Genomic DNA, 24727 nt, shown 5'->3' with positions numbered 1-24727 from the left:
AAGGGACGACGGAGGTGGGTCATGGGGAACCCGATCGAGGAATTGCGTCCGGTGCGGGAACTGGTCGACGGTGGGGCGACGACCGTGCGGGCGGCGGTGTTGCGCAAGGCGACCGAAGCGGTGGTCGCGAACGCCCGCGACGCGACGGACTGCCGGATGCTGCTGGAGATGCTGGGGCTGCATTCCGAAAAGGCGGTGCGGACCGAGGACGAGGCCGCCTGAGGCCATTCGGGCTCGTGAGTGTTGAGGACGGTTAGAACCGTCCTTGCCACTCACGAGCCCCAAACGGCTCAGGAGGTTCAACGCCGCGGCAGCACGCAGAACTCGTTCTCTTCCGGATCGGCCATGACGACCCAGTCGTCCGACTCGGGGTCTTCGACGATCCTGGCGCCGAGTGACACGAGCCGGGCGACCTCTTCGCGCTGCTCGAGTTCGGTGGGCGCGAGGTCGAGGTGCAGCCGGTTCTTGCCCGACTTCCCCTCGGGCACCGGCTGGAAGAGCAGGCTCGGCACGCCGGGGCTCTTCAGCTCGACATAGGTCACGCCATGACCGTCGGTCCACCGCTCGGTCTCGGGGTAGCCGAGTGCTTCCTTCCAGAACGCGGCCAGTGCTTCGGCCTCACGGCAGTCGACGGCGACGGCGAGCATCCGGGTGCGCATGCATCCACGGTGGCACGGAACGGCGAGGTTTGCCGGATACGCGGACGGGCATCCGGCGGGGAGCAGAGCCACTCGCCGAAGGGAGCACCATGAAGGCCGTCACCTGGCACGGCAAACGCGATGTCCGGGTCGACACCGTCCCGGATCCGAAACTGGTCGAACCGACCGACGCGGTCGTGCGGATCACCTCGACCGGTATCTGCGGGTCCGACCTGCACCTTTACGAGGTCCTCGGCGCCTTCATCGACGAGGGCGACATCCTCGGGCACGAGCCCATGGGCATCGTCGAAGAGGTCGGTTCCGGCGTGAGGAACCTGAAACCCGGCGATCGCGTCGTCGTCCCCTTCAACATCTCCTGCGGCCACTGCTTCATGTGCGACCGCGGCCTGCAATCGCAATGCGAGACCACCCAGGTCACCGAACGAGGCAAGGGCGCGGCGCTGCTCGGCTACACCAAGCTCTACGGGCAGGTCCCGGGCGGCCAGGCCGAATACCTGCGCGTCCCGCAGGCTCACTACGGCCCGATCAAGGTGCCGGACGGCCCGCCGGACGAGCGGTTCGTGTACCTCTCCGACGTCGTGCCCACGGCTTGGCAGGCCGTCGACTACGCGGACATCCCGGAAGGCGGCACGGTCGTGGTCTTCGGGCTGGGTCCGATCGGGCAGTTCTGCTGCCGGATCGCGAAACACCGCGGCGCCGGCAAGGTGATCGGCATCGACCTGGTGCCGGAACGCCTCGCGAAGGCGGCCGCGGCCGGAGCCATCACCTTCGACACGCGTGAACACAAGTACCTCGGCGACCTCATCCGCGAGACCACCGGCGGCCGGGGAGCGGACTCGGTGATCGACGCCGTCGGGATGGAGGCACACGGTGCCCCGATCGGGCGAATGGCGCAGAACCTGGTCGCCCTGCTGCCCGACCCGATCGGCGCGAAGATCACCGAGAAGGCCGCGATCGACCGGCTCAGCGTGCTGTACGCGGCCATCGACTGCGTCCGTCGCGGCGGCACGATCTCGCTGAGCGGCGTCTACGGCGGCATGGTCGACCCGCTGCCGATGATGGACCTGTTCGACAAGCAGCTCACCCTGCGGATGGGGCAGGCCAACGTCCGGCGCTGGATCGACGACATCATGCCGCTGATCACCGACTCCGCCGATCCGCTCGGCGTCGAGGGATTCGCGACGCACAAGATGCCGCTGAAGGACGCGCCCCACGCCTACGAGATCTTCCAGAAGAAGCAGGACGGTGCCGTCAAGATCCTTCTGGAGCCGTCGGCGGCCTGAGGTGTCGGCCCGCCGAAGCCGGGTATCCGGTGGATGGACCCTGACGGAAGGAGCGATGGGATGACCACGGCACGAGACATCATGACCGCGGGCGCGACCTGTGTGTCCGCCTCCGAAACCGTGCTCGACGCGGCGAAGAAGATGGCCGCCGAGTCCGTGGGCGCGGTACCGATCTGCGGCGAGGACGGCAAGCTCAAGGGCATGCTGACCGATCGCGACATCGTGGTGAAGGTGCTGGCCGAAGGCAAGGACCCGAGGGCGCTGCACGCTTCGGAGCTGGCTCAGGGCGAGGCGGTGACGATCGGCGCGGACGACGACGCCGAGGAGATCATGCGCACCATGGCGAACCACAAGGTCCGGCGCCTGCCGGTGATCGACGGGCACAAGCTCGTCGGCATCGTGGCGCAGGCCGACGTGGCCAGGGCCCTGCCCAACCCGGACAGCGGTGAACTGGTGGAAGCCCTGTCCTACGACTGACCCGGCATACTCGCTCGGTGGCGTTCTTCGACATCGAGGGTTACGAACCCGTGTGGCTCTCCGGGCTCCAGGCGATCCGGAGGGCGCACGGGGATCGCTTGCGTTCCCTGGTGGGCAAGCGGTTGCGGGCTGTCCACCTGACCTGGTTCACCGAGTACGCCGAGTGGCTCTCGGACGCGCCTGTCGTGGCCGACTTCGGCGAAGAGCGGCTGGAGATCACGCACTGGAAGTTCGACGAGCTTTCCCTGACCTGGAACACGATCGATCCGTACGGGAAGTCCTCATGGGACTGGGGTGACCCGGCCGAGCCCAGCCCGCTCCGGTGGCGGCAGGACGTCTTCCCGGAACTGTCCGCTTTGGAGGGTCAGGTGCTCCAAGACGTCGAGCTGCTCGAGTGCGCGACACGGGACATGGCGAACGGCATGGTCGCGCTCGGCTTCGTCTTCCCGCACGGCCGGTTCACCGTCTTCAACGCGCTCGACGAGAACGGCATCGAGTACACCGAGCCCGATTCGTCCTACCGCAGACATTCACCGGCGGGCTGAAAACCGGGTGCGGCCGCCGTGGATCTTGGCGATACTTCCCGGCATGTCCCGGATCAAGCTGGCCGAAGCGCTCGCTCTGCGCGCCGACGCGACCAAGAAGGTGGAGGCACTGCGCTCCCGCATCGTCGACAACGCGCGGCACCAGGAGGGCGAGGAACCGTCGGAAGACGCCTCCGCCCTGCTCGTCGAAGCCGAAACCGCGCTGGACGAACTGGAATCGCTGATCCGGCGGATCAACCGGACCAACGCCGCGACCTCGCTCGGGGAGGGCACGATCACCGACGCGATCGCGCGCCGGGACGTCCTCCGGCTCAGGCACGGTGTCCTGACCGCGGCCGCCGACGCCGCCGCGGGGCGCAACCAGGGCGGTTACGGCCGCCAGCTCCGTTCGGAACTGCGCTACCTCTCCGCGCTGCCGGTCGCGGAACTGCGGTCCCGCGCGGACCGCGTCGCCGGGGAGATCCGGGTGGTCGACGTCGAGATCCAGCGCACCAACTGGGAGACCGACCTCCTGGACTGAACGTGGAAAGAAGGTAGCCCTCCGGGAAGCGGGCACAAGCCGAGGACCGGCGGTATTCCGGTCCGCCTCCTGGTACGTCGCGGGCAGCGTGGGGTTCGACTCCCCGATCACCCGCCCAGCACGGCACACAGGTGACGGCGCAAACGGCACAGTTCATCACCACGTGCCGGTCCCGGAGGGCGAGGGCGGGTACGGGGCCTTTCCACGCGCATTCCCGTGCGCGCAGTGGTGTTCCCGACATCTTCACCCCGCCGAGGCATGGGCGCGGCTGATCGACTCTGTGCCAAGGTGAAGAGCGGAACAACCCAAGAGCCCAGGTGGTGACCCCGGATGGCACTGAAGATCGGTTACAAGGCGTCGGCCGAGCAGTTCGGCCCGCGCGACCTCGTCGAGTACTCCGTGCTCGCCGAGCAGGTGGGGCTGGACAGCGTGATGGTCAGCGACCATTTCCAGCCCTGGCGGCACCAGGGCGGGCACGCGCCGTTCTCCTTCGCGTGGATGGCGGCGGTCGGCGAGCGCACCGAACGGGTGGTCCTCGGCACCAGCGTGCTGACCGCGACCTTCCGCTACAACCCGGCCGTGGTCGCGCAGGCGTTCGGCACGCTCGGCAGCCTGTACCCGGGCCGCGTCCTGCTCGGCGTCGGCAGCGGTGAGGCCCTCAACGAGGTCGCGGTCGCCCGTATCGAGTGGCCCGCGTTCAAGGAGCGGTTCGCGCGGCTGCGCGAGGCGATCGACCTGATGCGCAAACTGTGGTCCGAGGAGCGCGTCACGTTCGAGGGCGAGTACTTCCAGACCACCGACGCCACCGTGTACGACCGGCCCGAGGGCGGGGTGCCGATCTACATCGCGGCGGGCGGCCCGGTGATGGCGAAGTACGTCGGCAAGCAGGGTGACGGTTTCATCTGCACGAGCGGCAAGGGGATGGAGCTCTACACCGAGAAGCTGCTGCCCGCGGTCGCGGAAGGCGCGGAGCAGGCGGGCCGCAGCACCGGCGACATCGACAAGATGATCGAGATCAAACTGTCCTACGACCCGGATCCGGCGCAGGCGCTGGAGAACACCCGGTTCTGGGCTCCGCTCTCACTGACGCCGGAGCAGAAGGCGGGTATCGAGGACCCGGCCGAAATGGAGAAGGCCGCGGACGCGCTGCCGATCGAACAGGTCGCCCGCCGCTGGATCGTGACCTCCGACCCGGCCGACGCCGTCGAGCAGATCAAGCCGTACGTCGAGGCGGGCTTCAACCACCTCGTCTTCCACGGTCCCGGCCACGACCAGGAGCGGTTCCTGCGGTCGTTCTCCGAGCAGGTCGTCCCGGGGCTGCGCGAACTCGCCTGACCCGAGGTTGCGGGCGGCACCGCGCGAGCGGTGCCGCCACCGGGTCGAGACCGGTGGTCAGGACTCGGTGACGAGTTTGCCGATCTCCTGGTCGAAGTCGAACCATTCCGGCTCGGACCCGGCGGGGACGACGTCGTAGGTACGGTCGAGGAATTCGGCCAGCTCCTGCGCCGGGGCTTCGAGTACCGCGCAGCCGTCGGGCGCGCTGAGCGCGAAAATCACGATCGAGGTGTCGTCGGCCGGGCTGATGATCACATCGCCCTCACCCGATGGGGTGAGGAGCCCGTCCGCGAGGAGATCACGGCCGAACATCCACCGGACCGTCCCGCCGCCCGAGTGGTAGGCCACCACGACGGCATAGGGGTCTTCGGGGTCGTATTCGAGATCGGCTTGGACGGGGAGCGGATCCGCACCGAAAGTGCGCAGGCCGAAGACGATCGTCCCCCGGATGAGGTCGCTTTCCTTGTCCAACGCTTCAGCCCCTTACGTTCGGTTGCTGTTGATCTTCAGCTATTGATAACGCAATGTGAAGCCTTTTCGTGACCCGAGTTGACAAGGTTCACACGTTCGGCTGAGAGCTGCGTCTCACGTGCTCACGGACGGTTCTCGTCGGGCACGTGCGGTGAGCGGCCGGTAAATGCGATCAGCCGTGCAAAAGAAAGAGACTCCGCACGTGCATATTCCGGTGAATGAGAATAGCCAGCCGTTCGGCGGAGTGAATCACTTTTCCTCGTGGTTAACATCATTGTGCGTCGTTCACGTATTCCAGGAGATCGGCGTGGCTCCGTCCTGGACCCCGGCGAGCATGGTCGTTGCGGATAGGGAAAGGAGCGGTAATGGGCGTACGCATCACCGTCGCCATTCCCAGGCAGGACGCCGGGCAGCGGAACACGGTTCACGGGCCGCGCGGCCGGGTGGTTCCGAACTGCGCGCCGGTCTCGCCGGGTGTGGTGACCGCGCCGGCGGTGCCCCGTGTCCAGGGGCGTCGCCGTGATTGACCGGCTCCCGATGCGGGTCGGGCAGGCCGACATCGACCGGCTCGAGGGTGTCATCGCCGCGCTCCGGGCACGCGACTACCGGGAGGGCGGCGGCTCCTGCCGGGAACTCCTCCAGGTGCTGGAGCCCTACGGCGCGGCGCTGCGGCGGGGGATGATGCCCGAGCCGCTGGCCCGGCGGCTGGCGGGCGTGGTCGCCGATCTGCACAACCTCAGGGGCTGGACGGAGTTCGATTCCGGCCGCCCCGCGCGGGCCGAGCGGCACTTCCGGTGCGCGCTCGAACTCGCGGCGGAGGCGGGCGACGACGACCTCGTCGCGAATATCCGTTACCGGCTCGGCCGGATGTACCTGCATCACCGCTCGCCGGCGGACGCGCTCGAGCAGTTCGCACAAGGCCAGCTCGCGGCGCGCCGCGCGGGGCGGCCGCTGTCGCAGGCGATCCTTTCGGCGAACGAGGCGTGGGCGTACGCGCTGCTCGGTGACGTCCGCCAAGCGCTGGACAAGCTTTCCCTTGCCCCGGAACAATTCGCGAACTCCGTCGGCGACGCCGTCCCCTCGTGGTCCGCCTTCTTCACGGCCAACGACCTGGCCGCGATGATCGGCACGGTGCGGACCGAACTCGCCAGGCTCGTCGACGTCCGGCACTGCCGGGAGGCGATTCCCGCGCTCACCCGGGCCATCGACGGCTACGGCCCGGACATGCTGCGCAGCCGGTCGCTGACGATGATCTGGCTCGCCGTCGACCACGCGCTGGAAGGCGATCTGGACCGGGCCGCGGAGGTCGGTCTCGCCGCGATGGAGATCGCGGATGGGATCCGTTCCGCGCGGACGCGAGATCGTTTGAAACCCCTGTCGGAAAGCGTTCGGAAGCGAGTCGGCGATATTAATGCGCGAGATATCCTTGACCGGATCGCAACCTTTCGAGCCAGTGCCTGAGCGCCGGAGAATAGGTGGAGGAATGACCGGATCAATTTCGCCGGGCGTAGGCTCGCGGGTATGAAACGGACTTCGTTCGCGCAGTGGCCGTGTTCGATCGCGCGCACCATGGACCTGCTCGGCGACTGGTGGACGCCGCTGGTCCTGCGCGAGGCGTTCTACGGGATCCGCAGGTTCGACGAGTTCCAGCAGGAGCTCGGCATCGCGCGGAACACCCTCGCCGACCGGCTGCGCCGCCTGGTCGGGGAGGGGTTGCTGGAAAAGCGCGCCTACCAGGCCGACCCGGTCCGTTACGACTACGTCCTGACCGAGAAGGGCGCGGATTTCTACGGCGTGCTCGCCGCGATGTCGCGCTGGGGCGACCGCTGGCTCTCCGGGGAGGCCGGGCCGCCCGTCACCCTTCATCACGAGACCTGCGGGCAGGACACGCACGCGGAGGTCGTCTGCGCGCGGTGCGCCGGGCCGTTGACCGGGGAGAACACCCGGGCGCGGCTCGGGCCCGGCTACCCGCCGAAGCTCGCGGACCGGCCCGATGTGGTGCGCCGCTTCGCCGCGCAGGAGGGTTTGACAAGGTAAGTCCATCTACGCAACTATCGAGGTCACGAGCATGGGAGGCGGGCCACGATGGAGTGGACGGGCGCCAAGTACGCCGACAAGCCGACGGTCGAGGTCGAGGCGTGGGTCGACGCCGTCCCGGAACGGGTCTGGTCGATCGTCTCCGACGTGCGGCTGATGCCGGAGATGAGCCAGGAGCTCCAAGCCGCGGAATGGTGTGACGGCGCGGAAGGCGCGGCCGCGGTCGGCAGGCGGTTCGTCGGCCGCAGCAAACACGACGCGCTCGGCGAATGGGAGACCACGTCGCATGTCGTCGAATGCGACGAGCCGCGCGTGTTCGCCTGGGCCGTGCACGACGCCGAGACCCCCACCGCGCTGTGGCGCTTCACGCTGGAACCCGAGAACGGCGGGACGAAACTCCGGCAATGGATGCAGCTGGGGCCGGGACGGTCGGGTCTTTCGCTGGCCATCGACCGGATGCCGGACAAAGAGGAGAAGATCGTCTTCGTCCGGTTGCGTGAATTCGAGAAGGCGATGACCGGCACTCTCGCCGCGATCAAGGAGCGGGCCGAGGCGGACGGCGCGTGATGCGGACGGCGACCACGGTCGAGGCTTCCCGTGGCTCTCGGGAGACGCTGGATTTCGTGCTGGAGGCGGAAAAACTCGGTCTCGACGAGTGCTGGGTGGCCGAGGCGTGGGGTTCGGACGCGCCGTCGGTGCTCGGTTATCTCGCGGCGCGGACGGAGCGGATCCGGCTCGGCTCGGGCATCATCCAGCTCGGCACCCGGACCCCGGTGGCGATCGCGCAGGCCGCGCTGACGCTCTCGGAGCTTTCCGAAGGCCGGTTCGTCCTCGGGCTCGGTGCCTCGGGGCCGCAGGTGATCGAGGGGCTCCACGGTGTTCCGTTCGCCCGGCCGCTGACGCGGATGCGGGAGACGGTCGCGATCATCCGTCAGGCGTTCGCCGGGGAGAAGATCGCGTTCTCCGGCAAGGAGTTCGAGATCCCGCTGCCGGGGGAGAGCAGGCCGATGCGGCTTTCGACGGCGCCGAACCCGGACATCCCGATCCATCTGGCCACGCTTTCGCCGAAGCTGCTGGAGCTGACCGGTGAGATCGCGGACGGCTGGCTGGGGACCAGTTTCGTGCCGGAAGGGGCGCAGGCCTACTTCTCGCATCTCGACGCAGGCCTCGCGAAGGCGGGCCGATCGCGGGCGGACCTCGAAGTCTGCCAAGGCGCGGAGGTCGCCTTCGCTAAAGACGAGGACGAGTTGCGCGGGATGGTCGCGAGCCGCAAGGCCGAGCTCGCGTTCAGCCTCGGCGGGATGGGCTCGGCGAAGACGAACTTCTACAACAACGCCTACAGCAGGCAAGGCTGGGCCGAGGCCGCCGCGGCGGTGCGGGAACGCTGGCAGGCGGGCGACCGGGAGGGCGCGGCCGCGCTGGTGACCGACGAGATGGTGCTCGGCACGACGCTGATCGGCACCGAACCGATGGTGGCGCGACGGCTGCGTGTCTGGCGGGACGCCGGCGTCGACACGGTCCGGCTGTATCCGGCGGGGGAGACGGTCGCCGACCGGCTCACGACCCTGGGACGCGCGCTGGACCTGGTCCGGGCGCTGGGCTGAATGCCCGCGCCGGTTGAGGTGACCGGCCGAGCGCGACGGCGGACGCCTGCTCCAAGCGGGTAGAACTTGTTTCACTTTCGCCCGCCGTCCGGAGAACATGACCTCGCTCGTTTCCCACGCGAGGAGGATTCATGGGTCCCGATCTGTCCCGCCGTCAGGTCCTGCGCGGCACCGGGCTCGCGCTCGCTTCGGGGCTGCCGTTCGCCGGGACGGCTTCGGCCGCCTCCTCGGTGGTCGGCGAGTACGACGTCGTCGTGGTCGGGGCGGGCGCGGCGGGGATGACCGCCGCGCTGACGGCGGCCAAGCGGGGCCTCAGCTGCGTGGTGCTGGAGAAGGCGGCGAAATTCGGTGGTTCGGCCGCCCGGTCCGGGGCGGGGATCTGGATTCCGTGCAACTCGGTGCTGGCACAGGCCGGCGTCCGCGACACCCCGGAACAGGCCGCACGGTACTTGGCCGCCGTGGTCGGCCCGTCGATCCCCGCCTCGCGGCAAGAAGCGTTCCTCGCCAACGGCCCGGCGATGCTGTCCTTCGTGATGGCCAACAGCCCGCTGCGGTTCCGGTGGATGGAGGGCTACAGCGACTACTACCCGGAACTGCCCGGCGGCATGCCGGACGGCCGCTCGATCGAACCCGACCAGCTGGACGGGAACATCCTCGGCGCCGAACTGGCCAATCTGAACCCGCCCTATCTCGCCACACCCGCGGGCATGGTCGTCTTCAGCGCGGACTACAAATGGCTCGCGCTGGCCGCGGTCAACCCGAAGGGCGCCGCGGTGGCGGCCGCCTGCCTCGCCCGCGGCACCGCCGCGGCGCTCGCCGGGCAGAAACCGCTCACCATGGGCCAGTCGCTGGCCGCGGGACTGCGGGCCGGGCTGCAGCGCGCCGGTGTCCCGGTCTGGCTGAACACGCCGTTGACCGATCTCGTCATCGAGAACGGGAAAGTCGCCGGGGTGACCGTCGCGGCGGGTGTGGTGAAGGCACGGCGCGGGGTCATCGTCGGCTCCGGCGGGTTCGAGCACAACGCCGCCATGCGGGCCGAATACCAGCGCCAGCCGATCGGTACACAATGGACTGTCGGCGCCCGGTCGAACACCGGCGACGGGATCCTGGCCGGAAAGCGCGCCGGGGCGGCGCTGGACCTGATGGACGACGCCTGGTGGGGCCCGGCGATCCCGCTGCCCGGCGAACCGTATTTCTGCCTCGCCGAGCGGACCCTGCCCGGCGGGCTGATGGTGGACGCGGCGGGCAGGCGGTTCGTCAACGAAGCTGCCCCGTACAGCGATGTCGTGCACACGATGTACGACCGGAACCCGACGTCGCCCACCATTCCCGCGTGGCTGGTCGTCGATCAGCACTACCGCAACCGGTATCTCTTCCGCGACGTCGCGCCGCTGCTGCCGTTTCCCGACGAGTGGTACTCGGCGGGCGCGGTCAAGAAGGCGTGGACCGTGGAATCGCTCGGCACCGCGATCGGTGTCCCGTCGCAGGCGTTGCGCGCCACCGTCAACCGGTTCAACGGGCAGGCACTGTCCGGTGTGGACGGTGACTTCCATCGGGGCGCCAGTGTTTACGACCATTACTACACCGACCCGTACGTCCTGCCGAACTCGTGCCTCGCCCCGCTCTGGGAGCCGCCCTTCTACGCGTTCAAGATCGTGCCGGGCGACCTCGGCACCAAGGGCGGGATGCGCACCGACGCGCGGGCGCGGGTCCTGCGGGCGGACGGGTCGGTCATCCCCGGGCTGTACGCCGCCGGGAACGCCAGCGCGGCGGTGATGGGCAACAGTTACGCGGGCGCGGGGTCGACGATCGGGCCGGCGATGACCTTCGGTTACGTCGCGGCGAACGATCTCGCCGATCAGGCTTCGAGCTGACGGGCGCGATCCGGGAGCTTGAGTCGTGAAACGGCGATGACGAGCGCGAAAGCGGTGAGGGCGGCGACGGTCCGGATGACGTTGTAGGTCTCCCAGCGATCGAGTATGGCCGCGTGGTCGGCGGGGGCCGTGGTGACCGCCCAGACCTTGATCCGGCCGTTGATCGGGACGTTGCCGAAGCGGGTGACCAGGAACGACGTCACGACCAGGGCCGCGGCCGCGCCTGCCAGCCATCGCGGCCGCCCGCGGCTCAGCAGGGCGAGCGCGAGGGAGCTGATCGCCGCGAGCGCCATCGCGGACTGCATGACCACGCCGTTCCGCTGCATCAGCGCCGTGTGGAAGGTCAACCGCACGTCGAGCGGGACGACGTCGAACGTGGCGGCGACGTTGACCACGCCGTAGCCGAACGCCCCCGCGAGCAGTCCGGTCGACAGGAGGGCGACGCCGGTGACGAGATCTGACCTTATCTTTGACATTCTGTCAAACATAGCCGGATCGAGTAAGTCTGACAACGTGTCTGATTTATTGCTGTCGGGCCAGTCCGTGAAGGCCTCCGTTAAGGTGAGGCGTTCGCGTGGCATCAAGGGCTGGGGGGTCCGCCATGATCATCAAACGTGCCTATCACCACGGGGATCTTCGTCGTGCGCTCGTCCTCGCCGCACGGGAGCTCCTGGTCGAACGAGGTCCGGAGGGGGTGAGTTTGCGCGCCGCCGTCGCGAAGGTGGGTGCGTCCACCGCGGCGCCATATCGGCATTTCCGCGACAAGGACGCGCTGCTGGTGGCGGTCGCGCTGGAAGGGCATGCCGGGTTGCAGGAGTGTCTGCGGGGCAGCGGCGACGGGACGGTCACCGCGCTCGGGCATTCCTACCTGGGCTTCGCCCTGGAGAATCCCGCGCTGTATCGCTTGATGGCGGGCGCCGGGATCGGTGACCGTGCCGCGTATCCGGAACTGGCCGAGGCGCACCGGGCGACCTGTGCGGTACTGGCCGATCGGGTGGGGGAGCGGAACGATCCGGGCGGCTTCGCCGTCACGCTCTGGTGCCTGCTTCATGGGCTCGCCACGCTCGTGATCGACGGTCACGTCGAGCGCGATTCCGCTGTGGCGGAGGCTGAGCGCAGCCTCGGGCTTCTGGTCCATTAGCCGAGGACGTGGGAACGGTCATGTCGGGGTAGCTCGAACGACTGTGTGGATTTCGGTGCGTTGGATGACCAGGAATCCACACGGTCCCGCGTGACCGGTCCGGTCGCGGCGGGGTGTGTGGATATCGGGACGTTGAACGTCCCTATCTCCACACACCCCTCACCTGCGGTGACACTCGCGCGTCCCCGATCACGTCGGGTAGCCGCGGGGCGTCGTGACCACGAGCCTGGGGTCAGCCGATCGACGGGATGAACGTCGGCAGCCGCCGGACCTTCGTGTCCTGCTCGAAGGCGTAGGCGACGGCCAGCAGTGACGGTTCGCTGAACCGCCCGCCCATGATCGACAGTCCCAGTGGCAACGGCCCGGCGTACGCCATCGGGACGGTCATGTTGGCGTAGCCCGAAACGGCCGCCGGGCCGGACGAGTCGATCAGCAGCGCGCCGTCGCCGACCCCGAGCTGTGTCTTCCACGCGGCGTTGTTCGTCGGCGCGACGATCGCGTCCAGTTTCGCGCCGCGCAGCGTCTCGTCGAGGCCTCGCCGGGCGGCGCTCGTCGCGGCTTCCCGCATCGCGCGATACGCCGGATCGTTCAGATCACCGGTGGTGGCCTGCGACCGGTCCCAGAGATTGTGGGTCCAGTACGGCATTTCGACGGCCGCGTGGTCCAGGTTGTACTGGATCAGCCCCGCGAGGTCGGCAGGATGCTTGCCGCCGGTGGAGGCGAGGTAGGCGTTGATGTCGTGTTTGAACTCGGTCCTGATCGCGGGGAACTCGTTGGCCGCGATGACGTCCAGGTACGGGATGGTGATCTCGACCGTGGTCGCGCCGAGCTTCCGCAGCCTGGTCAACGCCTGCTCGAACGCCGCCTTCGTCGTGTCGTCCGGGGTGTAGACCTCGCGCCAGACACCGATCCGTTTCCCGTGCAAAGCGTTGGGACGCAGGAACTTCGTGTAGTCGTCGAGAGACTGTCTCGCGGCGTCGACGGTGATCGGGTCACGACGGTCGGCGCCGTTGAGGGCCGCGAGCAGGATCGCGGCGTCGACCACGTTGCGCGCCATCGGGCCCGCGGTGTCCTGCTGTTTCGACACCGGCACGATCCCGCTGCGGCTGACGAGCCCGAGGCTCGGCTTGACGCCCACGATGCCGTTGGCGCCGGATGGGCAGCTGATCGAACCGTCCGTTTCGGTCCCGACGGCGACGGTCGCCAGGTGTGCCGCGACGGCGACCCCCGGGCCGGACGACGAGCCGCACGGGTTGCGGTCGAGGACATAGGGGTTCGCGGTCTGGCCGGCGAGCGGGCTCCAGCCGTTCGACGAGCTGGTGGAGCGGTAGCTCGACCACTCCGAAAGGTTGGCCTTGCCGAGGATGACCGCCCCGGCCTCGCGCAGGTTCTCGACCACGCCGGCGTCACGGTACGGGCGCGACTCCAGCAGCGCGGTCGAGCCCGCGGTGGTCGGCTGCCGGTCCGCGGTGTCGATGTTGTCCTTGAGCAGCACCGGGATGCCGTCCATGGGGCCCTTCGAGCGGTGCCGGTGCCGCCGCAGGTCACTCTCCGCGGCGAGCCGCAGCGCGTCCGGGTTCGTGGAGAGCACCGCGTGCAGCGTCGGGTTCAGCTTGCGGATCCGGTGCAGGTAGAAGGCGGTCAGCTCGACCGAGGACAGCCGCCCGGAGCGCATCGCCCGCTGCAGATCGGGGATCGTCGCCCGCTCCAGGTCGATCCCGGCCACGACGGGGCGCCCGGACCGTTCCGCGGCCCATGCCGGGACGGCCGTGGTGGCGGACGCCACGGACACCATGGCGAGGAACGCCGCCACGGCCGCGCCACGTCTTTTCAAGGAATGTCTTGTCAAGGAATTCCCTCCTTGGTCGAAAGAATTCCTGAACAGTACGTGTGTCACCCCGTTTCGGAAGTGCCGGAAAAGGTGGCGGGACGGTGATTTAATCGCCTCGCGAACGCCTCGGCCGGTAGGCGGCCGGTCACGCAAACAGCCGGTGGCCCAACGGTTCTGCACGGGGTGGCACCGGTCGTGGACGCACGGTGAGGCGATTCCCGGGATTTCGTCGGAAATATTCCGCCCGTATTCGATCGATCGCCCGGTGCCCGCGTTGGTCGGGGATTGTTCGGGGTTCGCCGATCATCCGGCCCGGTTCTGGCGCGAACATTCGGCGAGCGCGGCACCGAAGGAACGGGCGGTGCTCGTCAGGGCGGTGACCGCGGAAAGCGGGTCGCGGCGGGCGGGCAGGACGGCGGCGAGTGCCGCGCCGACCCGGCCGTCCGGGGTCCGGACGGCGACGGCGGCACAGCCGAGCCCCTCGGTGATCGTCTCCGACTCCGCCGCGAACCCGGCCGCGCGGATCTCCAGCGCGTCGGTGTCCGGTTCGGCGAGCGCCGGGTGATGGGCGGCGAGGAGCCGTCCGGCGGCGGTCCCGGGCGGCAGCGGGCTGCCCGGCCACACCGGGACGTCGTCCGCGGGCAGGACGGCCCCGGCCGCGACGAGCGCGCGCCCCTCCCTCGGGACCACGAGCACCAGGCTCGCGCGCATCCGCGCCGAAAGCGCCGGCAGCCATTCCTTGGCCAGGTCCCGTAGTTCGGGCTGCCAGTGCCGCCCGAGCCGGAACACCCGCGAACCGATCCGGTAGCCGCGGCCCGCCCGTTCCACCGCGCCCAGGTCGGCCAGCTGGTCCAGCAGCCGGTGCGCGGTGGTCTTCGGGAGCCCGGTGGTCCGCACGAGCTGGGTCAGCCCGGCCTGCCCGCCGTGCTCGTTGAGTGCTTCGAGCAACGCGAACGCGCCTTCGAGCACGCCGCGTCCGCCCATGGTTTCCCGCATCGCCGCCCTTTCCCGAAAACAGGCCACACCGGAGAAGTAAAGTGCGCCCCCACCCGGCCGGGATACGAACTTCCGGGCAGCCGATCGGGCGGGGTTCCGCTGAACGGCCCCTTCGCCGACGTGACCGACACCGCGTCGCGAACCACCCTGCCGGGTCCGGCGTCCCGGCGCGTTCCTGGCATGCTGGCAAGGTTCGCGCGAACACCACAGCTCCAGGGGGACGTCGATAATGGAGGAGATCCGCCGCCTCGCCGATCGGTTCGATCTCATCGAGCCTGTCGGCGGTGGCTCCATGGGCACCGTGTGGCGGGCGCGCGACGAGAATCTGGAGCGCACGGTCGCGGTCAAGGAACTCCTTCTGCCGCACGGCGCCGGGGAGCAGAAGGCCGACGAGGCCAAGAACCGCGCGCTGCGCGAGGCCAGGATCGCGGCGCGGCTGGTGCATCCGCACGCCATCACCGTCTTCGGCGTGATCGACGAGCAGGACCGCCCGTGGATCATCATGGAGTACCTGCCCTCGACCAGCCTCGCGGAGAAGCTGCGTGAAGGGCCGATGGAGGTCGACGACGTCATCCGTCTCGGCATCCAGCTCTGCTCGGCGCTGGCGGCCGCGCACCGGGCGGGCATCGTCCACCGCGACATCAAGCCCGGCAACGTCCTGCTGGGCGACGACGATACCGTCAAGATCACCGACTTCGGGATCTCGCGGGCGATGGGCGACGTGCAGCTCACCGCGACCGGCGAGATCTCCGGGACCCCGGCGTTCCTGGCGCCCGAGGTGGCCCGTGGTGAGGACGCCACGTCCGCTTCCGACGTCTTCTCACTCGGCGCGACGCTGTACACCGCGCTCGAAGGCGGCACGCCTTACGGCACGGCGGAGAACCCGATCGCGTTGCTGTACCGCGCGTCGAGCGGCGAGATCACGCCGCCGACCAGGTCCGGGATCCTGACACCGCTGCTGAACCGGCTGCTCGACGTCCGGCCGGACAGCCGGCCGACGATGTCCGAGACCGAGCGGGAGCTGCGGGCGCTGGCGGCGGGGGAGCCGACGACGCTCGTCGCCGAGGAGCCGCCGCCGAAGGCGCGCAAGGGAATGCTGATCGGCGTGCTCGCGGTGTTCCTCGTGCTCGCGGCGGCCGCCGCCGCGGCCGTGGTCGTGGTGCTCAACCGCGACGACGACGCCCCGGCGGGGCAGGCTCCGCCGCCGGCTTCCCAGTCGCAGTCCGTGGCCCCGGCCACCTCGGAGCCGGTGCAGCCTTCGCCGTCCTCCGCGCCGCCTTCGACGCCGCCGCCGTCCTCGTCTTCCTCGGTCGCGCCGCCGCCCGCGCAGACACCGGGGCAGGCGCTCTCGGCCTACTACGCCCTCATCCCGGGGAATCTCCAGGCGGGGTTCGCCACCCTGAGCGACAACTTCAAGCAGACCAGGAACCAGAGCTTCGAGCGGTATTCGAACTACTGGAGGCAGTTCAGCGCGGTGACCGTGTCGAACGTGACCGAATCCGGCAACACGGTGACGGCGACGCTCACCTATGTGCGGGCCTCCGGCGGGACCACGACGGGGCGGGAGACCTTCGTCCTGGTCCAGAAGGACGGCCGGTACCTCATCGACTCCCAGCGGGCAGGTTGAGTTTCCCGGCGAGGCGCTGAAGCCAGGCCTCGACCTCGTCGGGGGAGCGGTCCGGGAGACCGAAGATCGTCTCGGTGACCCCGGCCGCTTCCAGTTCGGCCAGTTTGTCCGGATCCGGGCGGACGCCGAGCGCCGAGATCTCCGGCTCCCCGGCGCGGCCCTCTTCGTGCCAGATCTCGCGCAGCCGCCGCGCTTTGTCCTCGATGTCCGTGTCGCCGGGTGTGGTGAGCCACCCGTCGGCCGATTTCGCGATCCAGCGGAACGTCTTCTCCGTCGCGCCCGCGCCGACGATCACCGGGATATGCGCTTGAGCCGGTTTCGGCCATGCCCAGCTGGCGCCGAACGAGACGAACTCGCCCGCGTACGAGGCTTCGTCCTGCGTCCAGAGCGCGCGCATCGCTTCCAGGTACTCGCGCAGCACCGTGCGGCGTTTGCCGCCGGGGACGCCGTGATCGGCCAGCTCGTCGACGTTCCAGCCGAAGCCGACGCCGAGCGTGACCCGCCCGGCCGAGAGATGGTCGAGGCTGGCGATCGTCTTCGCCAGCGTGATCGGGTCGCTCTCGACCGGGAGGGCCACCGCCGTCGCGAGCCGGATCCGCGTGGTCACCGAGGCCGCCGTGGCCAGCGCGACCCACGGGTCCAGCGTGCGCAGGTAGCGGTCGTCGGGGAGCGACGAGTCGCCGGTGCGCGGATGCGGAGCCTCCCGTTTGACCGGGATATGCGTGTGTTCGGGCACGTGGAAGGCGTCGAAGCCCGCGGCTTCGGCCGCCCGCGCGGCGGCCGCCGGACTGATGCCCCGGTCACTGGTGAACAGCACAATCCCGTGTCTCACAGGCGGTCACGCTATTAGAACGTGTTTCAGTTCGCAACCGTCGCGTGCAGCGTGACCGGCAGGGCGTTCAGCCGCCAGGTGCCCGGATCCGGGATCCGCAGGAGGCCGTCGGCGAGGGCGAGATCGGGGAACCTGCGCAGCAGGGCGGTGAGCGCGACCTCGACCTGAACCCTGGCCAGTGAAGCGCCGAGGCAGAAGTGCGGCCCGTGGGCGAAGGCGAGATGCCACGCCGGTCCCGCCGCGCGCCGGATGTCGAAGACGTCCGCGTCGGGGAACGCACTGGGATCCCGGTTCGCCGCGGCGATCGCGACGGTAACAGGTTCTCCTTCGGGGATGAGGGTGTCGCCGATGCGGACGTCCGTGGTCGCGAACCGGGGGATCGTCAGCAGCTGCGGGCTCTGCCAGCGCATCACCTCCTCGATCGCACCGGGCATGAGCGCCGGGTCTTCGCGAAGCTCGGCCAGCTGTTCGGGATGGGACAGCAGGATTTCGACGGCGTTGGCGATGAGATTGCCGGGGACCTGGCCGCCCAGTACGAGTTGCCAGACGAGGGCGACCAGTTCGGTTTCGCTCAGCCTGTCGCCGTCTTCGGCCTGGATCTGAAGCAGCTGCGACACGACGTCCTCGGCCGGATCGAGCTTCCGGTCCGCGATGGCGGCGAGCGCGCCCTCGACGATCCCCGGGACCGCCTTCGCCAGCCCCGTCCCGTCGCCGGCCGAGACCAAGGCGCCGTATTCACGCCATCGCGGACGGTCGGCCTCGGGGATGCCGACCAGTGCGCAGATCACGTCCACCGGCAGCGGGCGCGCGAACGCGGTGACCAGGTCGATCCGGTCTTCTCCGGCGAGTTCGTCGAGGAGATCGTTCACGAGCCGCTCGATTCCCTCGCGGAGCGCGGCGGCCTTGCGCGGGGTGAACGCGGGGCGACGAGCCGCCGGAGCCGGAGGTGCTCCGGGCCCTCGACCTCCTGCATCGTCCGCATGTACGGGCGGCAGTGGTCGGGGATGTCCATCCGCTGGTAGCTGTTCGCGCTCAGGGCGAACCGCGGGTCGCTCAGCATCTTCCGTGCCTCTTCGTGGCGCAGGACCGCCCACATCGAGAACCCCGGCGCGGCGAGTTTGGCGATCGGGGAGCGCTCGCGGACGGGGCCGTAGGCGGTGAACGGGTCGCGCAGGACCTCGGGGTCGGTCAGGAGGATCTCGGGAACGTCGGACAAGGTGGCTCTCCCAGTTCGGATGTTCAAATCAGATGTTCTCATCATCTGAATGGTCAAGGTATCTTGATCCGGGTCCGAGAGCAATCGTGCTGGCTGACGGGAGGCCGATGGTCCGGCTGAGCAGGGCGGAGACGCAGGAGCGCAATCGTGCGAAGGTGCTGGCCGCCGCGCGCGACGAGTTCGCGGAGCAGGGTTTCCGGGACGCCAAGATCGACGTCATCGCCGAACGGGCGGAGCTCACCCGCGGCGCGGTCTACTCGAATTTCCCGGGGAAACGCGCGCTGTACTTCGCCGTCCTCGCCGAGCTGGCCGAACGGTCCGCCGGAGCGCCGCACGCCGTGCCGGGGGAGACGCTCCAGGGTGCGCTGGGCGCGCTGGCCAGGGCTCGGGTGGCGGCGTTTCCCCTGGACGAGGACCAGGCGGGGCTCACCCGCGACCTGATGCCCGAGGTGCTCGCGGACGAGCACGTCCGGCGCCCGTTCGCCCAGCTGGTGAAGCTCAGCGGGCTGCTCCTCGGGCTCGCGCTGGAGCGGCTCGACCCGCCGGAACGGCCGGCGGGATCGCCGATCCCGCGGCGTGTCCGGCTCGCGGAGACCGTGCTGACCACGCTGCACGGCGCCGGCCAGCTGGCGGCTACCGCGCCAGGGCTCGTCGAGCCCTTCGACGTCGTGAGCGCGTGCGAACGGCTGGCGGGGCTGGCCTTCAACGACTGGTGGGCGCCACCGGTGATCACGCCGACGGCGCAGGCCGCCGACCGGCCGTGGTCACCGCCCGGGGCCGTCGACCTCGTGCGCGCCGAATCCTTCGTGCCCGGCGACGGCGTGGTCGTCGTCCTGGGCACCCACCGGCTGGCCGCCGCGGAAGAGGCCGTCCGGGCCTCGGGTCGCGACGTCACGGTCGTCGCCGTGACCAGTGATCCCGACGAGCTGGTGCCGCTGACCCGGCTGATCGTCGCGGAAGTGTGCGGTGGCCTGCGGCAGGCGTTCCCGGACTCGTCGTGGCCGGGGTGCGCGTGGTGTGCGACACGACCGGCACACTGGCGGCCGCGGCAGGGGTGCTCGCGGTCAGCGACGAGACCGAGGCCGCGATCCGGGTCGAGCGGGGCCGCATCGTCGCCACGGCGGACGGGCGCGGCGCGGGCTACGCGGTCTCGGGCGAAGTGTCCCGTGTGGACAGTGCCTAAACCGTGTCCGTGTGCCGGATCCGGTACACCTGCAGGCGAAGCCCGTAGTACTTGTCGGTTTCCCCGACCCAGACCATCCCGAGCCGTTTCGCGGTCGCGATGGCGCGCGTGTTGTTCGGCCGGGCGACGGCGAACAGTTCGTCCGTGTCCTGGGTGAACGCCCAGCCGATCAGCGCGCGGGCGGCCTCGGAGGCGTAACCCTCGCCCCAGGCGTCCGGGTGCAGCTGCCAGCTGATCTCCAGGTCTTCTTCGAACGGTGGCAGCAGATGGATGCCCAGCCCGCCGACGACCATGCCGTCTTCCTTGCGCTGCACCGCCCATCTTCCGCGCGGTGGCACGAGATTCGGCTGCGCCTGCTGCCAGGCCTGCAGAACCGAACGCATGGCCGCCGCGTCGGTCACCCGGTCCATCGCCGGGGTGAGCCAACGGGTCACGTCTGTGGTGCCGTAGATCGCCAGCGCGGCTTCGGCGTCGTCCTCGGACCAATCACGGACGACGAGCCTCTCGGTGGTCAAGTCCATAACAGAACGTTACGCGCACCGGTGGGGCCATGGGGTGTCCGGATCATGACAACTCGGCAACCCGCGTACCTTGGCTTCATGCGCGCCGACGCCTCGATCGCCCCTGACCAAGCCTGCCCGATCGCCCCCGTGGTCGACCTCGTCTTCAGCCGCTGGACCACGCCGATCCTGTGGGCGCTCAACGAGTTCGGCAGGCAGCGGTTCGTCGAACTCGAGCGTCGCATCGGCTCGATCACGCCGAAGGTGCTGACGCAGCGGCTGCGGCAACTCGAACGCGACGGTCTGATCACCCGGACCTATCACGCCGAGGTGCCGCCCCGGGTCGAGTACGAGATCAGCGACCTCGGCCGGAGCCTGGCGCCGCTGTTCGCGACCCTCGCGGACTGGTCGACGGAGAACCTGCCGAAGGTGGAAGAGGCGCGGTCGGCTTACGACTCGGGTAGCTGAGCGGCTTCCTCACGGACTACGCGGTCGCCCCCGCGACCTCGGCGACGCCACTGGTCCCAGCGGGTGGCGCGTGAGGGACACCTCGGCTCGGTCGAGGAAGCTCGACCGGCGATGTCACGTGACCGACCGGACGACACGCGTGATCCGGCGGACGACACGCGTGGCTGGAGGAACGACACGACCGCGGCCGGGTTCCGCCGCGAGTCGTCCGTCTGATCACGTGTGTCGTCCATCCAGCCACGCGTGTCGTCCGGTCAGTCACGCGAACCCGCCGCCGGCGCACCGGCGGTAGATACCTAAGCCGCCCTTGGCTCTGACCGTCCTCACCACTCACGAGACCAGGTAGCTAACCGCCGCTTATTTGACCGATCGGTCCAGATGTGGCTAAGCTTCCGTCGTGTCCAGGGTGAAGGAATTCGACGTCGACGCGGCCTGCGAGGCCGCGCTGGAACTGTTCTGGCGGCAGGGCTATGAAGCCACCTCCGTCAGTGACCTGGTCGCCGAGCTCGGCATCGGCAAGGCGAGCCTGTACGCGACCTTCGGTACCAAGCACGAGCTGTACCTGACGGCCTTGAATCGCTACATCGCCCGGGGCAACGAGCGGTTCGTCGAGGACTTCGCCGGGCCGGGGCCGGCGCTCGCGGGAGTGCGACGGCTCATCGATCGCTATCTCGCCGAAATCCTGGGCGAATCGGGGCGCAAGGGCTGTTTCGTGGTCAACGCCGCCATGGAGATGATGCCGAAGGATCCCGAGGTCGTGCGGGTGATCGAGCGCAGCTGGGACGCGCTCGAGCTGGCGGTGCGGATGGCGTTGAGCCGGGCGAAGGCGCAGGGCGAACTCGACGCCACCGCCGATCCCGAAGAGCTGGCCGGATTCCTGCTCACCGTCCTGCAGGGCATGCGGGTGCTGAGCAAGGGGCCGGACCCCGCGGCGCGGGCCAAGGCGACGGCGAGGCAGGCCATCGCGGTCCTCGAAGCCGCTCGCAAACAGTGATAATGGAACGATCGGACCAGAAAGTTGGATAAAACTGTGGGGAAGCGATTCAGCGGCAAGGTCGTCCTGGTCACCGGGGGCGGCTCCGGGATCGGGCGCGCCACGGCGGCGGCCTTCGCACGCGAAGGCGCCCAGGTCGTCGTTTCGGGGCGGGACGGCGAGAAGCTGCGCCAGACCGTGAAGGAGATCGAGACGGATGGCGGAACGGCCGACGCGGTGACCGCGGACGTGAGTGTCGGCGCGGAAGTCGAGCGCCTCGTCGCCGAGACCGTGCGGAGGCACGGCAAACTCGACATCGCGTTCAACAACGCCGGCATCCTCGGCAGCCCGGCCCCGGCGGCGGATCTCGACGAAGACGGCTTCGACGCCGTCGTCCGGACGAACCTCACCGGCACCTGGCTGTCCATGAAGCACGAGATCGCCCAGATGAGGAAGACCGGCGGGGGCGCCATCGTCAACATGTCGTCCAACGTCGGCTCGCACACCCGTCTGCCGGGGATGGCCGCCTACGCCGCCTCGAAGGCCGCCGTGGACGTGCTGACCAGGACCGCCGCCCGCGACCACATCGCCGAGGGCATCCGGATCAACGCGGTCAGCCCCGGCGCCACCGACACCGGCATGTCGTTCCGGCCCGGCGAGACCGAGGCCGATCGCGCCGCCCGGCTCGGCGCGGTCATCCCGCTCGGCCGGATCGGCGCGGTCGACGAGATCGCCGCGGCGGTCCTGTGGCTGGCGTCGGACGAGTCCGCGTTCGTCGTGGGGCACGACATCGTCCTCGACGGCGGCGCCAGCGCGTGAGCCTCAGCGGCGCGACGGCAGCAGCTCCTGCATCTTCGTCTTGATGCCCTGCGTCAGCAGGTGCCAGGCGTCGGGTTCGCCCTTGAGGACGGCTTCGGTCATGGCCTTCACCTGGTCGAAGGTGGCGTGCGGCGGGATCGGCGGCACCTCGGGATCGCAGCGGACGTCGAGCACGGTCGGCACGTCGGTCGACAGCGCGACGTCCCACGCCTCGCCGAGCTGGGCGGGATCGTCGACGGCGATCCCGCCGAGGCCGATCTCCAGCGCGAAGTCCGAATAGGACACTTCCGGCAGGGTCTGCGACGGCTCGAACTTCGGCGCGCCGCCCATCGCGCGCAGTTCCCAGGTGACCTGGTTGAGATCACCGTTGTGGAACACGCAGACGACGCACCTCGGGTCCGTCCACAGTTCGCGGTAGCGGGCGATGGTCAGCAGTTCCGCCATCCCGTTCATCTGCATCGCGCCGTCGCCGACCAGTGCGATCACCGGCCGGTCGGGATGGGCGAACTTCGCGCCGATCGCGTAGGGGACACCGGAACCCATCGTCGCGAGGGTGCCGGAAAGCGTGCCCCGCATCCGGCCGCGCATCCGGAGGTTCCTGGCGTACCAGTTGGTGGCGGAACCGGAGTCGGCGGTGACGATGGCGTCTTCGGGGATCCGCTCGGACAGCTCGTGCACGATCCGCATCGGGTTGACCGGATCCGCGTCCAGCATCGCCTGGCGGGTCAGCGTCTCCTGCCAGTCGCCGACGTTCTTCTCGATCTTTTCCCGCCAGCCGCGTTCGGTTTTCCCTGCCAGCAACGGGATCAGCTGCTGCAAGGTGCCCTTCGCGTCGCCGAGCAGATTGACCTCGGTCGGATAACGCAGCCCGAGGAACCGTGGATCGATGTCGATCTGGACTGCCCTGGCCTGGCCGAATTCCGGCAGGAACTGCGCGTACGGCATGTTCGAGCCGACGATCAGGAGCGTGTCGCAGTCCCGCATCATCTCGTACGTCGGCCGGGTGCCGAGCAGCCCGATGGATCCGGTGACGTACGGCAGGTCGTCGGGCAGGACATCCTTGCCCAGCAATGCTTTCGCCACTCCGGCACCGGTGAGGTCGGCGACCTCGCGCACCTCGGTGACGGCGTTGCGCGCGCCCTGGCCGACCAGGATCGCGACCCTTTCGCCCGCGTTCAGCACCTCCGCCGCGCGGGCGACCTCGTCCGACGGCGGGATGACACTGGCCCGCGGATGATCGGGCGGGGAGGACGGCACGTGCTTGAACTCGTGCCGTGGCGGCTGATAGGGCTCCTCCTGCAGATCCGCGGGGATGATCAGCGCCGTGGGCGCGCGCTGGGCGATGGCCGTGCGGAGGGCGCGGTCGAGGGCGTTCGGCAGCTGTTCGGGAACGTTGACCTCGACGAGGTACTCGCTCGCGACGTCCTTGAACAGCGCTTGCAGGTCCACTTCCTGCTGGTAGCTGCCGCCCATCGCGCTGCGCGCCGTCTGCCCGACGATCGCCACCACCGGCACATGGTCGAGCTTGGCGTCGTAGAGGCCGTTGAGCAGGTGGATCGCCCCCGGGCCGGAGGTGGCCATGCAGACACCGGGCCGTCCGCTCAGCTTCGCGTACCCGACGGCCGCGAACGCCGCCATCTCCTCGTGGCGTGTCTGCACGAAACGTGGCTTGTCGTCCGCCGCGCCGAACGCGGTCACCAGTCCGTTGATGCCGTCACCGGGATAGGCGAAGACCTGCTCCACGTCCCATTCGCGCAGCCTGGTCAGAACATGGTCCGCAACGGTTTCGCTCATGGGCGCCGGATACCGCCCCGGTCCGGCGGCTAAACGTCCTCGAGGATCTTGGTGATCCCCGCGACGACGTCCGGATGCCCGAGCGTCAGCGGCGGCGGGACCCGGTTGTACGGCTCGCCGGTGCTGTGCGGGAGCGAGTCCACGGCGGTCCCTGCGGAGCGCACCCGTTCGGCCAGTGCGGAGGACTCGTCCGGCACCGGGTCGACCAGCAGGACATGGGCCGCGGCGCCGGGATGGCGTTCGGCCAGGCGCAGCGCGTCCGCGGCCGAGCCGCCGGCGGCCACCACGTCGATCGGCGGGCCGCCGGGTTCCGCGTCGCCGAGGACGTCTTCGGCCTGGCTGAGCGCGCCGTCGACGGGCAGTCTGCACCAGATGACCTGACGCTGGGCCGCGAGCGGCCGCCATGTCGCCGGGAGTTCGCCGTGCTTGCCCTCTCCGGCGGGGTCGAGCACCAGCAGCTTGGCCGCTTCGTCGCCGCCTTCGGTGACCACGGAGGGACCTTCGGCGCGGACGGGATCGGATTCGGCGGTCATGGCGTCTCC

Annotated in this window: 26 protein-coding genes and 2 pseudogenes; 18 read left to right on the top strand and 10 right to left on the bottom strand. The window is 69.5% G+C overall.

Going from position 1 to position 24727, the window contains the following annotated elements; genetic code table 11:
- Positions 1-21: 21 nt before the first annotated feature.
- Complete coding sequence (locus MJQ72_RS01765) at positions 22-222, top strand: hypothetical protein (RefSeq protein ID WP_240597240.1); 201 nt, start codon at positions 22-24, stop codon at positions 220-222.
- Positions 223-299: 77 nt separating this feature from the next.
- Here MJQ72_RS01765 and MJQ72_RS01760 read toward each other — a convergent pair whose 3' ends face one another.
- Positions 300-659 (bottom strand): VOC family protein, encoded by a 360-nt coding sequence (locus MJQ72_RS01760; RefSeq protein WP_240597239.1) that lies wholly within the window; start codon positions 657-659, stop codon positions 300-302.
- 89 nt (positions 660-748) lie between these two features.
- Here MJQ72_RS01760 and MJQ72_RS01755 point away from each other — a divergent pair, with 89 nt between their 5' ends.
- The 5 genes from MJQ72_RS01755 (at position 749) to fgd (ending at position 4819) form a co-directional block, all read left to right on the top strand.
- Positions 749-1942 (top strand): zinc-dependent alcohol dehydrogenase, encoded by a 1194-nt coding sequence (locus tag MJQ72_RS01755; RefSeq protein WP_240597238.1) that lies wholly within the window; start codon positions 749-751, stop codon positions 1940-1942.
- Positions 1943-2002: 60 nt separating this feature from the next.
- Positions 2003-2419: a CBS domain-containing protein gene (locus MJQ72_RS01750; RefSeq protein ID WP_240597237.1), complete on the top strand. Its 417-nt coding sequence runs from the start codon at positions 2003-2005 to the stop codon at positions 2417-2419.
- Between the two features lie 17 nt (positions 2420-2436).
- Entirely contained in the window at positions 2437-2964 is a 528-nt protein-coding gene (locus MJQ72_RS01745; protein ID WP_240597236.1) for a hypothetical protein, read from the top strand.
- A 43-nt stretch (positions 2965-3007) separates the two neighbouring features.
- Complete coding sequence (locus MJQ72_RS01740; RefSeq protein ID WP_240597235.1) at positions 3008-3484, top strand: DIP1984 family protein; 477 nt, start codon at positions 3008-3010, stop codon at positions 3482-3484.
- Between the two features lie 330 nt (positions 3485-3814).
- Positions 3815-4819 (top strand): glucose-6-phosphate dehydrogenase (coenzyme-F420), encoded by a 1005-nt coding sequence (gene fgd, locus MJQ72_RS01735; protein WP_016333459.1) that lies wholly within the window; start codon positions 3815-3817, stop codon positions 4817-4819.
- 57 nt (positions 4820-4876) lie between these two features.
- On the opposite strand, the gene MJQ72_RS01730 is transcribed toward fgd, so the two are convergent.
- On the bottom strand, positions 4877-5290 hold the full coding sequence (locus MJQ72_RS01730; RefSeq protein ID WP_038515280.1) for an SsgA family sporulation/cell division regulator: 414 nt from the start codon (positions 5288-5290) through the stop codon (positions 4877-4879).
- A 365-nt stretch (positions 5291-5655) separates the two neighbouring features.
- Here MJQ72_RS01730 and MJQ72_RS01725 point away from each other — a divergent pair, with 365 nt between their 5' ends.
- From MJQ72_RS01725 to kstD, 6 genes are all read left to right on the top strand, one after another.
- Complete coding sequence (locus tag MJQ72_RS01725; protein WP_240597234.1) at positions 5656-5817, top strand: hypothetical protein; 162 nt, start codon at positions 5656-5658, stop codon at positions 5815-5817.
- Positions 5818-5827: 10 nt separating this feature from the next.
- Entirely contained in the window at positions 5828-6751 is a 924-nt protein-coding gene (locus tag MJQ72_RS01720) for a tol-pal system YbgF family protein (RefSeq protein ID WP_240601603.1), read from the top strand.
- A 60-nt stretch (positions 6752-6811) separates the two neighbouring features.
- Positions 6812-7327 carry a helix-turn-helix domain-containing protein gene (locus tag MJQ72_RS01715; RefSeq protein WP_240597233.1) on the top strand — a complete coding sequence of 172 codons (516 nt, stop codon included), beginning with the start codon at positions 6812-6814 and terminating at the stop codon, positions 7325-7327.
- A gap of 48 nt (positions 7328-7375) precedes the next feature.
- Positions 7376-7894: an SRPBCC family protein gene (locus MJQ72_RS01710; RefSeq protein ID WP_240597232.1), complete on the top strand. Its 519-nt coding sequence runs from the start codon at positions 7376-7378 to the stop codon at positions 7892-7894.
- Complete coding sequence (locus MJQ72_RS01705; RefSeq protein WP_240597231.1) at positions 7894-8931, top strand: LLM class flavin-dependent oxidoreductase; 1038 nt, start codon at positions 7894-7896, stop codon at positions 8929-8931. The genes MJQ72_RS01710 and MJQ72_RS01705 overlap by 1 nt, the downstream gene beginning before the upstream one ends.
- Before the next feature lie 131 nt (positions 8932-9062).
- Positions 9063-10805, top strand: a complete 1743-nt coding sequence (gene kstD / locus MJQ72_RS01700; RefSeq protein WP_240597230.1) for a 3-oxosteroid 1-dehydrogenase — start codon at positions 9063-9065, stop codon at positions 10803-10805.
- On the opposite strand, the gene MJQ72_RS01695 is transcribed toward kstD, so the two are convergent.
- The gene (locus MJQ72_RS01695) at positions 10790-11281 is read right to left on the bottom strand and encodes a DUF1772 domain-containing protein (protein WP_240597229.1); all 492 of its coding nucleotides are present in this window, start codon (positions 11279-11281) and stop codon (positions 10790-10792) included. The genes kstD and MJQ72_RS01695 overlap by 16 nt on opposite strands.
- Positions 11282-11406: 125 nt before the next feature.
- On the opposite strand from MJQ72_RS01695, the gene MJQ72_RS01690 reads away from it, so the two are divergent.
- Positions 11407-11946 carry a TetR/AcrR family transcriptional regulator gene (locus MJQ72_RS01690; protein WP_240597228.1) on the top strand — a complete coding sequence of 180 codons (540 nt, stop codon included), beginning with the start codon at positions 11407-11409 and terminating at the stop codon, positions 11944-11946.
- 232 nt (positions 11947-12178) lie between these two features.
- Here the strand turns inward: MJQ72_RS01690 and MJQ72_RS01685 are convergent, their stop codons facing one another.
- Both MJQ72_RS01685 and MJQ72_RS01680 read right to left on the bottom strand, forming a co-directional pair.
- On the bottom strand, positions 12179-13741 hold the full coding sequence (locus tag MJQ72_RS01685) for an amidase (RefSeq protein WP_240601602.1): 1563 nt from the start codon (positions 13739-13741) through the stop codon (positions 12179-12181).
- A 339-nt stretch (positions 13742-14080) separates the two neighbouring features.
- Positions 14081-14773, bottom strand: a complete 693-nt coding sequence (locus MJQ72_RS01680) for an IclR family transcriptional regulator (RefSeq protein ID WP_240597227.1) — start codon at positions 14771-14773, stop codon at positions 14081-14083.
- A 229-nt stretch (positions 14774-15002) separates the two neighbouring features.
- Between MJQ72_RS01680 and MJQ72_RS01675 the strand changes: the two genes are divergently transcribed.
- Entirely contained in the window at positions 15003-16400 is a 1398-nt protein-coding gene (locus tag MJQ72_RS01675) for a serine/threonine-protein kinase (RefSeq protein ID WP_240597226.1), read from the top strand.
- Here MJQ72_RS01675 and MJQ72_RS01670 read toward each other — a convergent pair.
- Positions 16375-17232 (bottom strand): LLM class F420-dependent oxidoreductase, encoded by an 858-nt coding sequence (locus MJQ72_RS01670; protein ID WP_240597225.1) that lies wholly within the window; start codon positions 17230-17232, stop codon positions 16375-16377. The genes MJQ72_RS01675 and MJQ72_RS01670 overlap by 26 nt on opposite strands.
- Before the next feature lie 26 nt (positions 17233-17258).
- Positions 17259-18448: pseudogene (locus tag MJQ72_RS01665) on the bottom strand (cytochrome P450).
- Positions 18449-18555: 107 nt separating this feature from the next.
- Here MJQ72_RS01665 and MJQ72_RS01660 point away from each other — a divergent pair.
- Positions 18556-19631, top strand: a pseudogene (locus MJQ72_RS01660) (TetR/AcrR family transcriptional regulator).
- Here the strand turns inward: MJQ72_RS01660 and MJQ72_RS01655 are convergent.
- Positions 19628-20152 (bottom strand): GNAT family N-acetyltransferase, encoded by a 525-nt coding sequence (locus MJQ72_RS01655; RefSeq protein ID WP_240597224.1) that lies wholly within the window; start codon positions 20150-20152, stop codon positions 19628-19630. The pseudogene MJQ72_RS01660 and the gene MJQ72_RS01655 sit on opposite strands and share 4 nt — an antisense overlap.
- 78 nt (positions 20153-20230) lie before the next feature.
- Between MJQ72_RS01655 and MJQ72_RS01650 the strand changes: the two genes are divergently transcribed.
- The 3 genes from MJQ72_RS01650 to MJQ72_RS01640 all read left to right on the top strand — a co-directional run bounded on the left by MJQ72_RS01650 (position 20231) and on the right by MJQ72_RS01640 (position 22391).
- Positions 20231-20599, top strand: coding sequence for a helix-turn-helix domain-containing protein (locus MJQ72_RS01650; protein ID WP_240597223.1), 369 nt, complete (start codon positions 20231-20233; stop codon positions 20597-20599).
- Between the two features lie 397 nt (positions 20600-20996).
- On the top strand, positions 20997-21593 hold the full coding sequence (locus MJQ72_RS01645; RefSeq protein WP_240597222.1) for a TetR/AcrR family transcriptional regulator: 597 nt from the start codon (positions 20997-20999) through the stop codon (positions 21591-21593).
- A 36-nt stretch (positions 21594-21629) separates the two neighbouring features.
- Positions 21630-22391, top strand: a complete 762-nt coding sequence (locus MJQ72_RS01640; RefSeq protein WP_240597221.1) for a glucose 1-dehydrogenase — start codon at positions 21630-21632, stop codon at positions 22389-22391.
- Positions 22392-22394: 3 nt separating this feature from the next.
- On the opposite strand, the gene MJQ72_RS01635 is transcribed toward MJQ72_RS01640, so the two are convergent.
- Together MJQ72_RS01635 and MJQ72_RS01630 are read right to left on the bottom strand one after the other, a co-directional pair.
- The gene (locus MJQ72_RS01635) at positions 22395-24185 is read right to left on the bottom strand and encodes a thiamine pyrophosphate-requiring protein (protein ID WP_240597220.1); all 1791 of its coding nucleotides are present in this window, start codon (positions 24183-24185) and stop codon (positions 22395-22397) included.
- A gap of 29 nt (positions 24186-24214) precedes the next feature.
- Positions 24215-24718 carry a hypothetical protein gene (locus MJQ72_RS01630; RefSeq protein ID WP_240597219.1) on the bottom strand — a complete coding sequence of 168 codons (504 nt, stop codon included), beginning with the start codon at positions 24716-24718 and terminating at the stop codon, positions 24215-24217.
- Positions 24719-24727: the final 9 nt, after the last annotated feature.

Origin of the sequence: Amycolatopsis sp. EV170708-02-1, from assembly GCF_022479115.1 — a bacterium.
In the GTDB taxonomy this organism is placed as follows: Bacteria; Actinomycetota; Actinomycetes; order Mycobacteriales; family Pseudonocardiaceae; genus Amycolatopsis.
Note: the sequence above shows the minus strand (reverse complement) of the source record. Positions and strands in the feature narration are given on the sequence as shown.

Excerpts from the sequence above, each read along its gene's own strand:
- MJQ72_RS01765 (WP_240597240.1), top strand. The coding sequence starts at position 22 with ATGGGGAACCCGATCGAGGAATTGCGTCCGGTGCGGGAACTGGTCGAC.
- MJQ72_RS01760 (WP_240597239.1), bottom strand. The coding sequence starts at position 659 with ATGCGCACCCGGATGCTCGCCGTCGCCGTCGACTGCCGTGAGGCCGAA.
- MJQ72_RS01755 (WP_240597238.1), top strand. The coding sequence starts at position 749 with ATGAAGGCCGTCACCTGGCACGGCAAACGCGATGTCCGGGTCGACACC.
- MJQ72_RS01750 (WP_240597237.1), top strand. The coding sequence starts at position 2,003 with ATGACCACGGCACGAGACATCATGACCGCGGGCGCGACCTGTGTGTCC.
- MJQ72_RS01740 (WP_240597235.1), top strand. The coding sequence starts at position 3,008 with ATGTCCCGGATCAAGCTGGCCGAAGCGCTCGCTCTGCGCGCCGACGCG.
- fgd (WP_016333459.1), top strand. The coding sequence starts at position 3,815 with ATGGCACTGAAGATCGGTTACAAGGCGTCGGCCGAGCAGTTCGGCCCG.
- MJQ72_RS01725 (WP_240597234.1), top strand. The coding sequence starts at position 5,656 with ATGGGCGTACGCATCACCGTCGCCATTCCCAGGCAGGACGCCGGGCAG.
- MJQ72_RS01720 (WP_240601603.1), top strand. The coding sequence starts at position 5,828 with ATGCGGGTCGGGCAGGCCGACATCGACCGGCTCGAGGGTGTCATCGCC.
- MJQ72_RS01715 (WP_240597233.1), top strand. The coding sequence starts at position 6,812 with ATGAAACGGACTTCGTTCGCGCAGTGGCCGTGTTCGATCGCGCGCACC.
- MJQ72_RS01710 (WP_240597232.1), top strand. The coding sequence starts at position 7,376 with ATGGAGTGGACGGGCGCCAAGTACGCCGACAAGCCGACGGTCGAGGTC.
- MJQ72_RS01705 (WP_240597231.1), top strand. The coding sequence starts at position 7,894 with ATGCGGACGGCGACCACGGTCGAGGCTTCCCGTGGCTCTCGGGAGACG.
- kstD (WP_240597230.1), top strand. The coding sequence starts at position 9,063 with ATGGGTCCCGATCTGTCCCGCCGTCAGGTCCTGCGCGGCACCGGGCTC.
- MJQ72_RS01695 (WP_240597229.1), bottom strand. The coding sequence starts at position 11,281 with ATGTCAAAGATAAGGTCAGATCTCGTCACCGGCGTCGCCCTCCTGTCG.
- MJQ72_RS01690 (WP_240597228.1), top strand. The coding sequence starts at position 11,407 with ATGATCATCAAACGTGCCTATCACCACGGGGATCTTCGTCGTGCGCTC.
- MJQ72_RS01685 (WP_240601602.1), bottom strand. The coding sequence starts at position 13,741 with ATGGTGTCCGTGGCGTCCGCCACCACGGCCGTCCCGGCATGGGCCGCG.
- MJQ72_RS01680 (WP_240597227.1), bottom strand. The coding sequence starts at position 14,773 with ATGCGGGAAACCATGGGCGGACGCGGCGTGCTCGAAGGCGCGTTCGCG.
- MJQ72_RS01675 (WP_240597226.1), top strand. The coding sequence starts at position 15,003 with ATGGAGGAGATCCGCCGCCTCGCCGATCGGTTCGATCTCATCGAGCCT.
- MJQ72_RS01655 (WP_240597224.1), bottom strand. The coding sequence starts at position 20,152 with ATGGACTTGACCACCGAGAGGCTCGTCGTCCGTGATTGGTCCGAGGAC.
- MJQ72_RS01650 (WP_240597223.1), top strand. The coding sequence starts at position 20,231 with ATGCGCGCCGACGCCTCGATCGCCCCTGACCAAGCCTGCCCGATCGCC.
- MJQ72_RS01635 (WP_240597220.1), bottom strand. The coding sequence starts at position 24,185 with ATGAGCGAAACCGTTGCGGACCATGTTCTGACCAGGCTGCGCGAATGG.
- MJQ72_RS01630 (WP_240597219.1), bottom strand. The coding sequence starts at position 24,718 with ATGACCGCCGAATCCGATCCCGTCCGCGCCGAAGGTCCCTCCGTGGTC.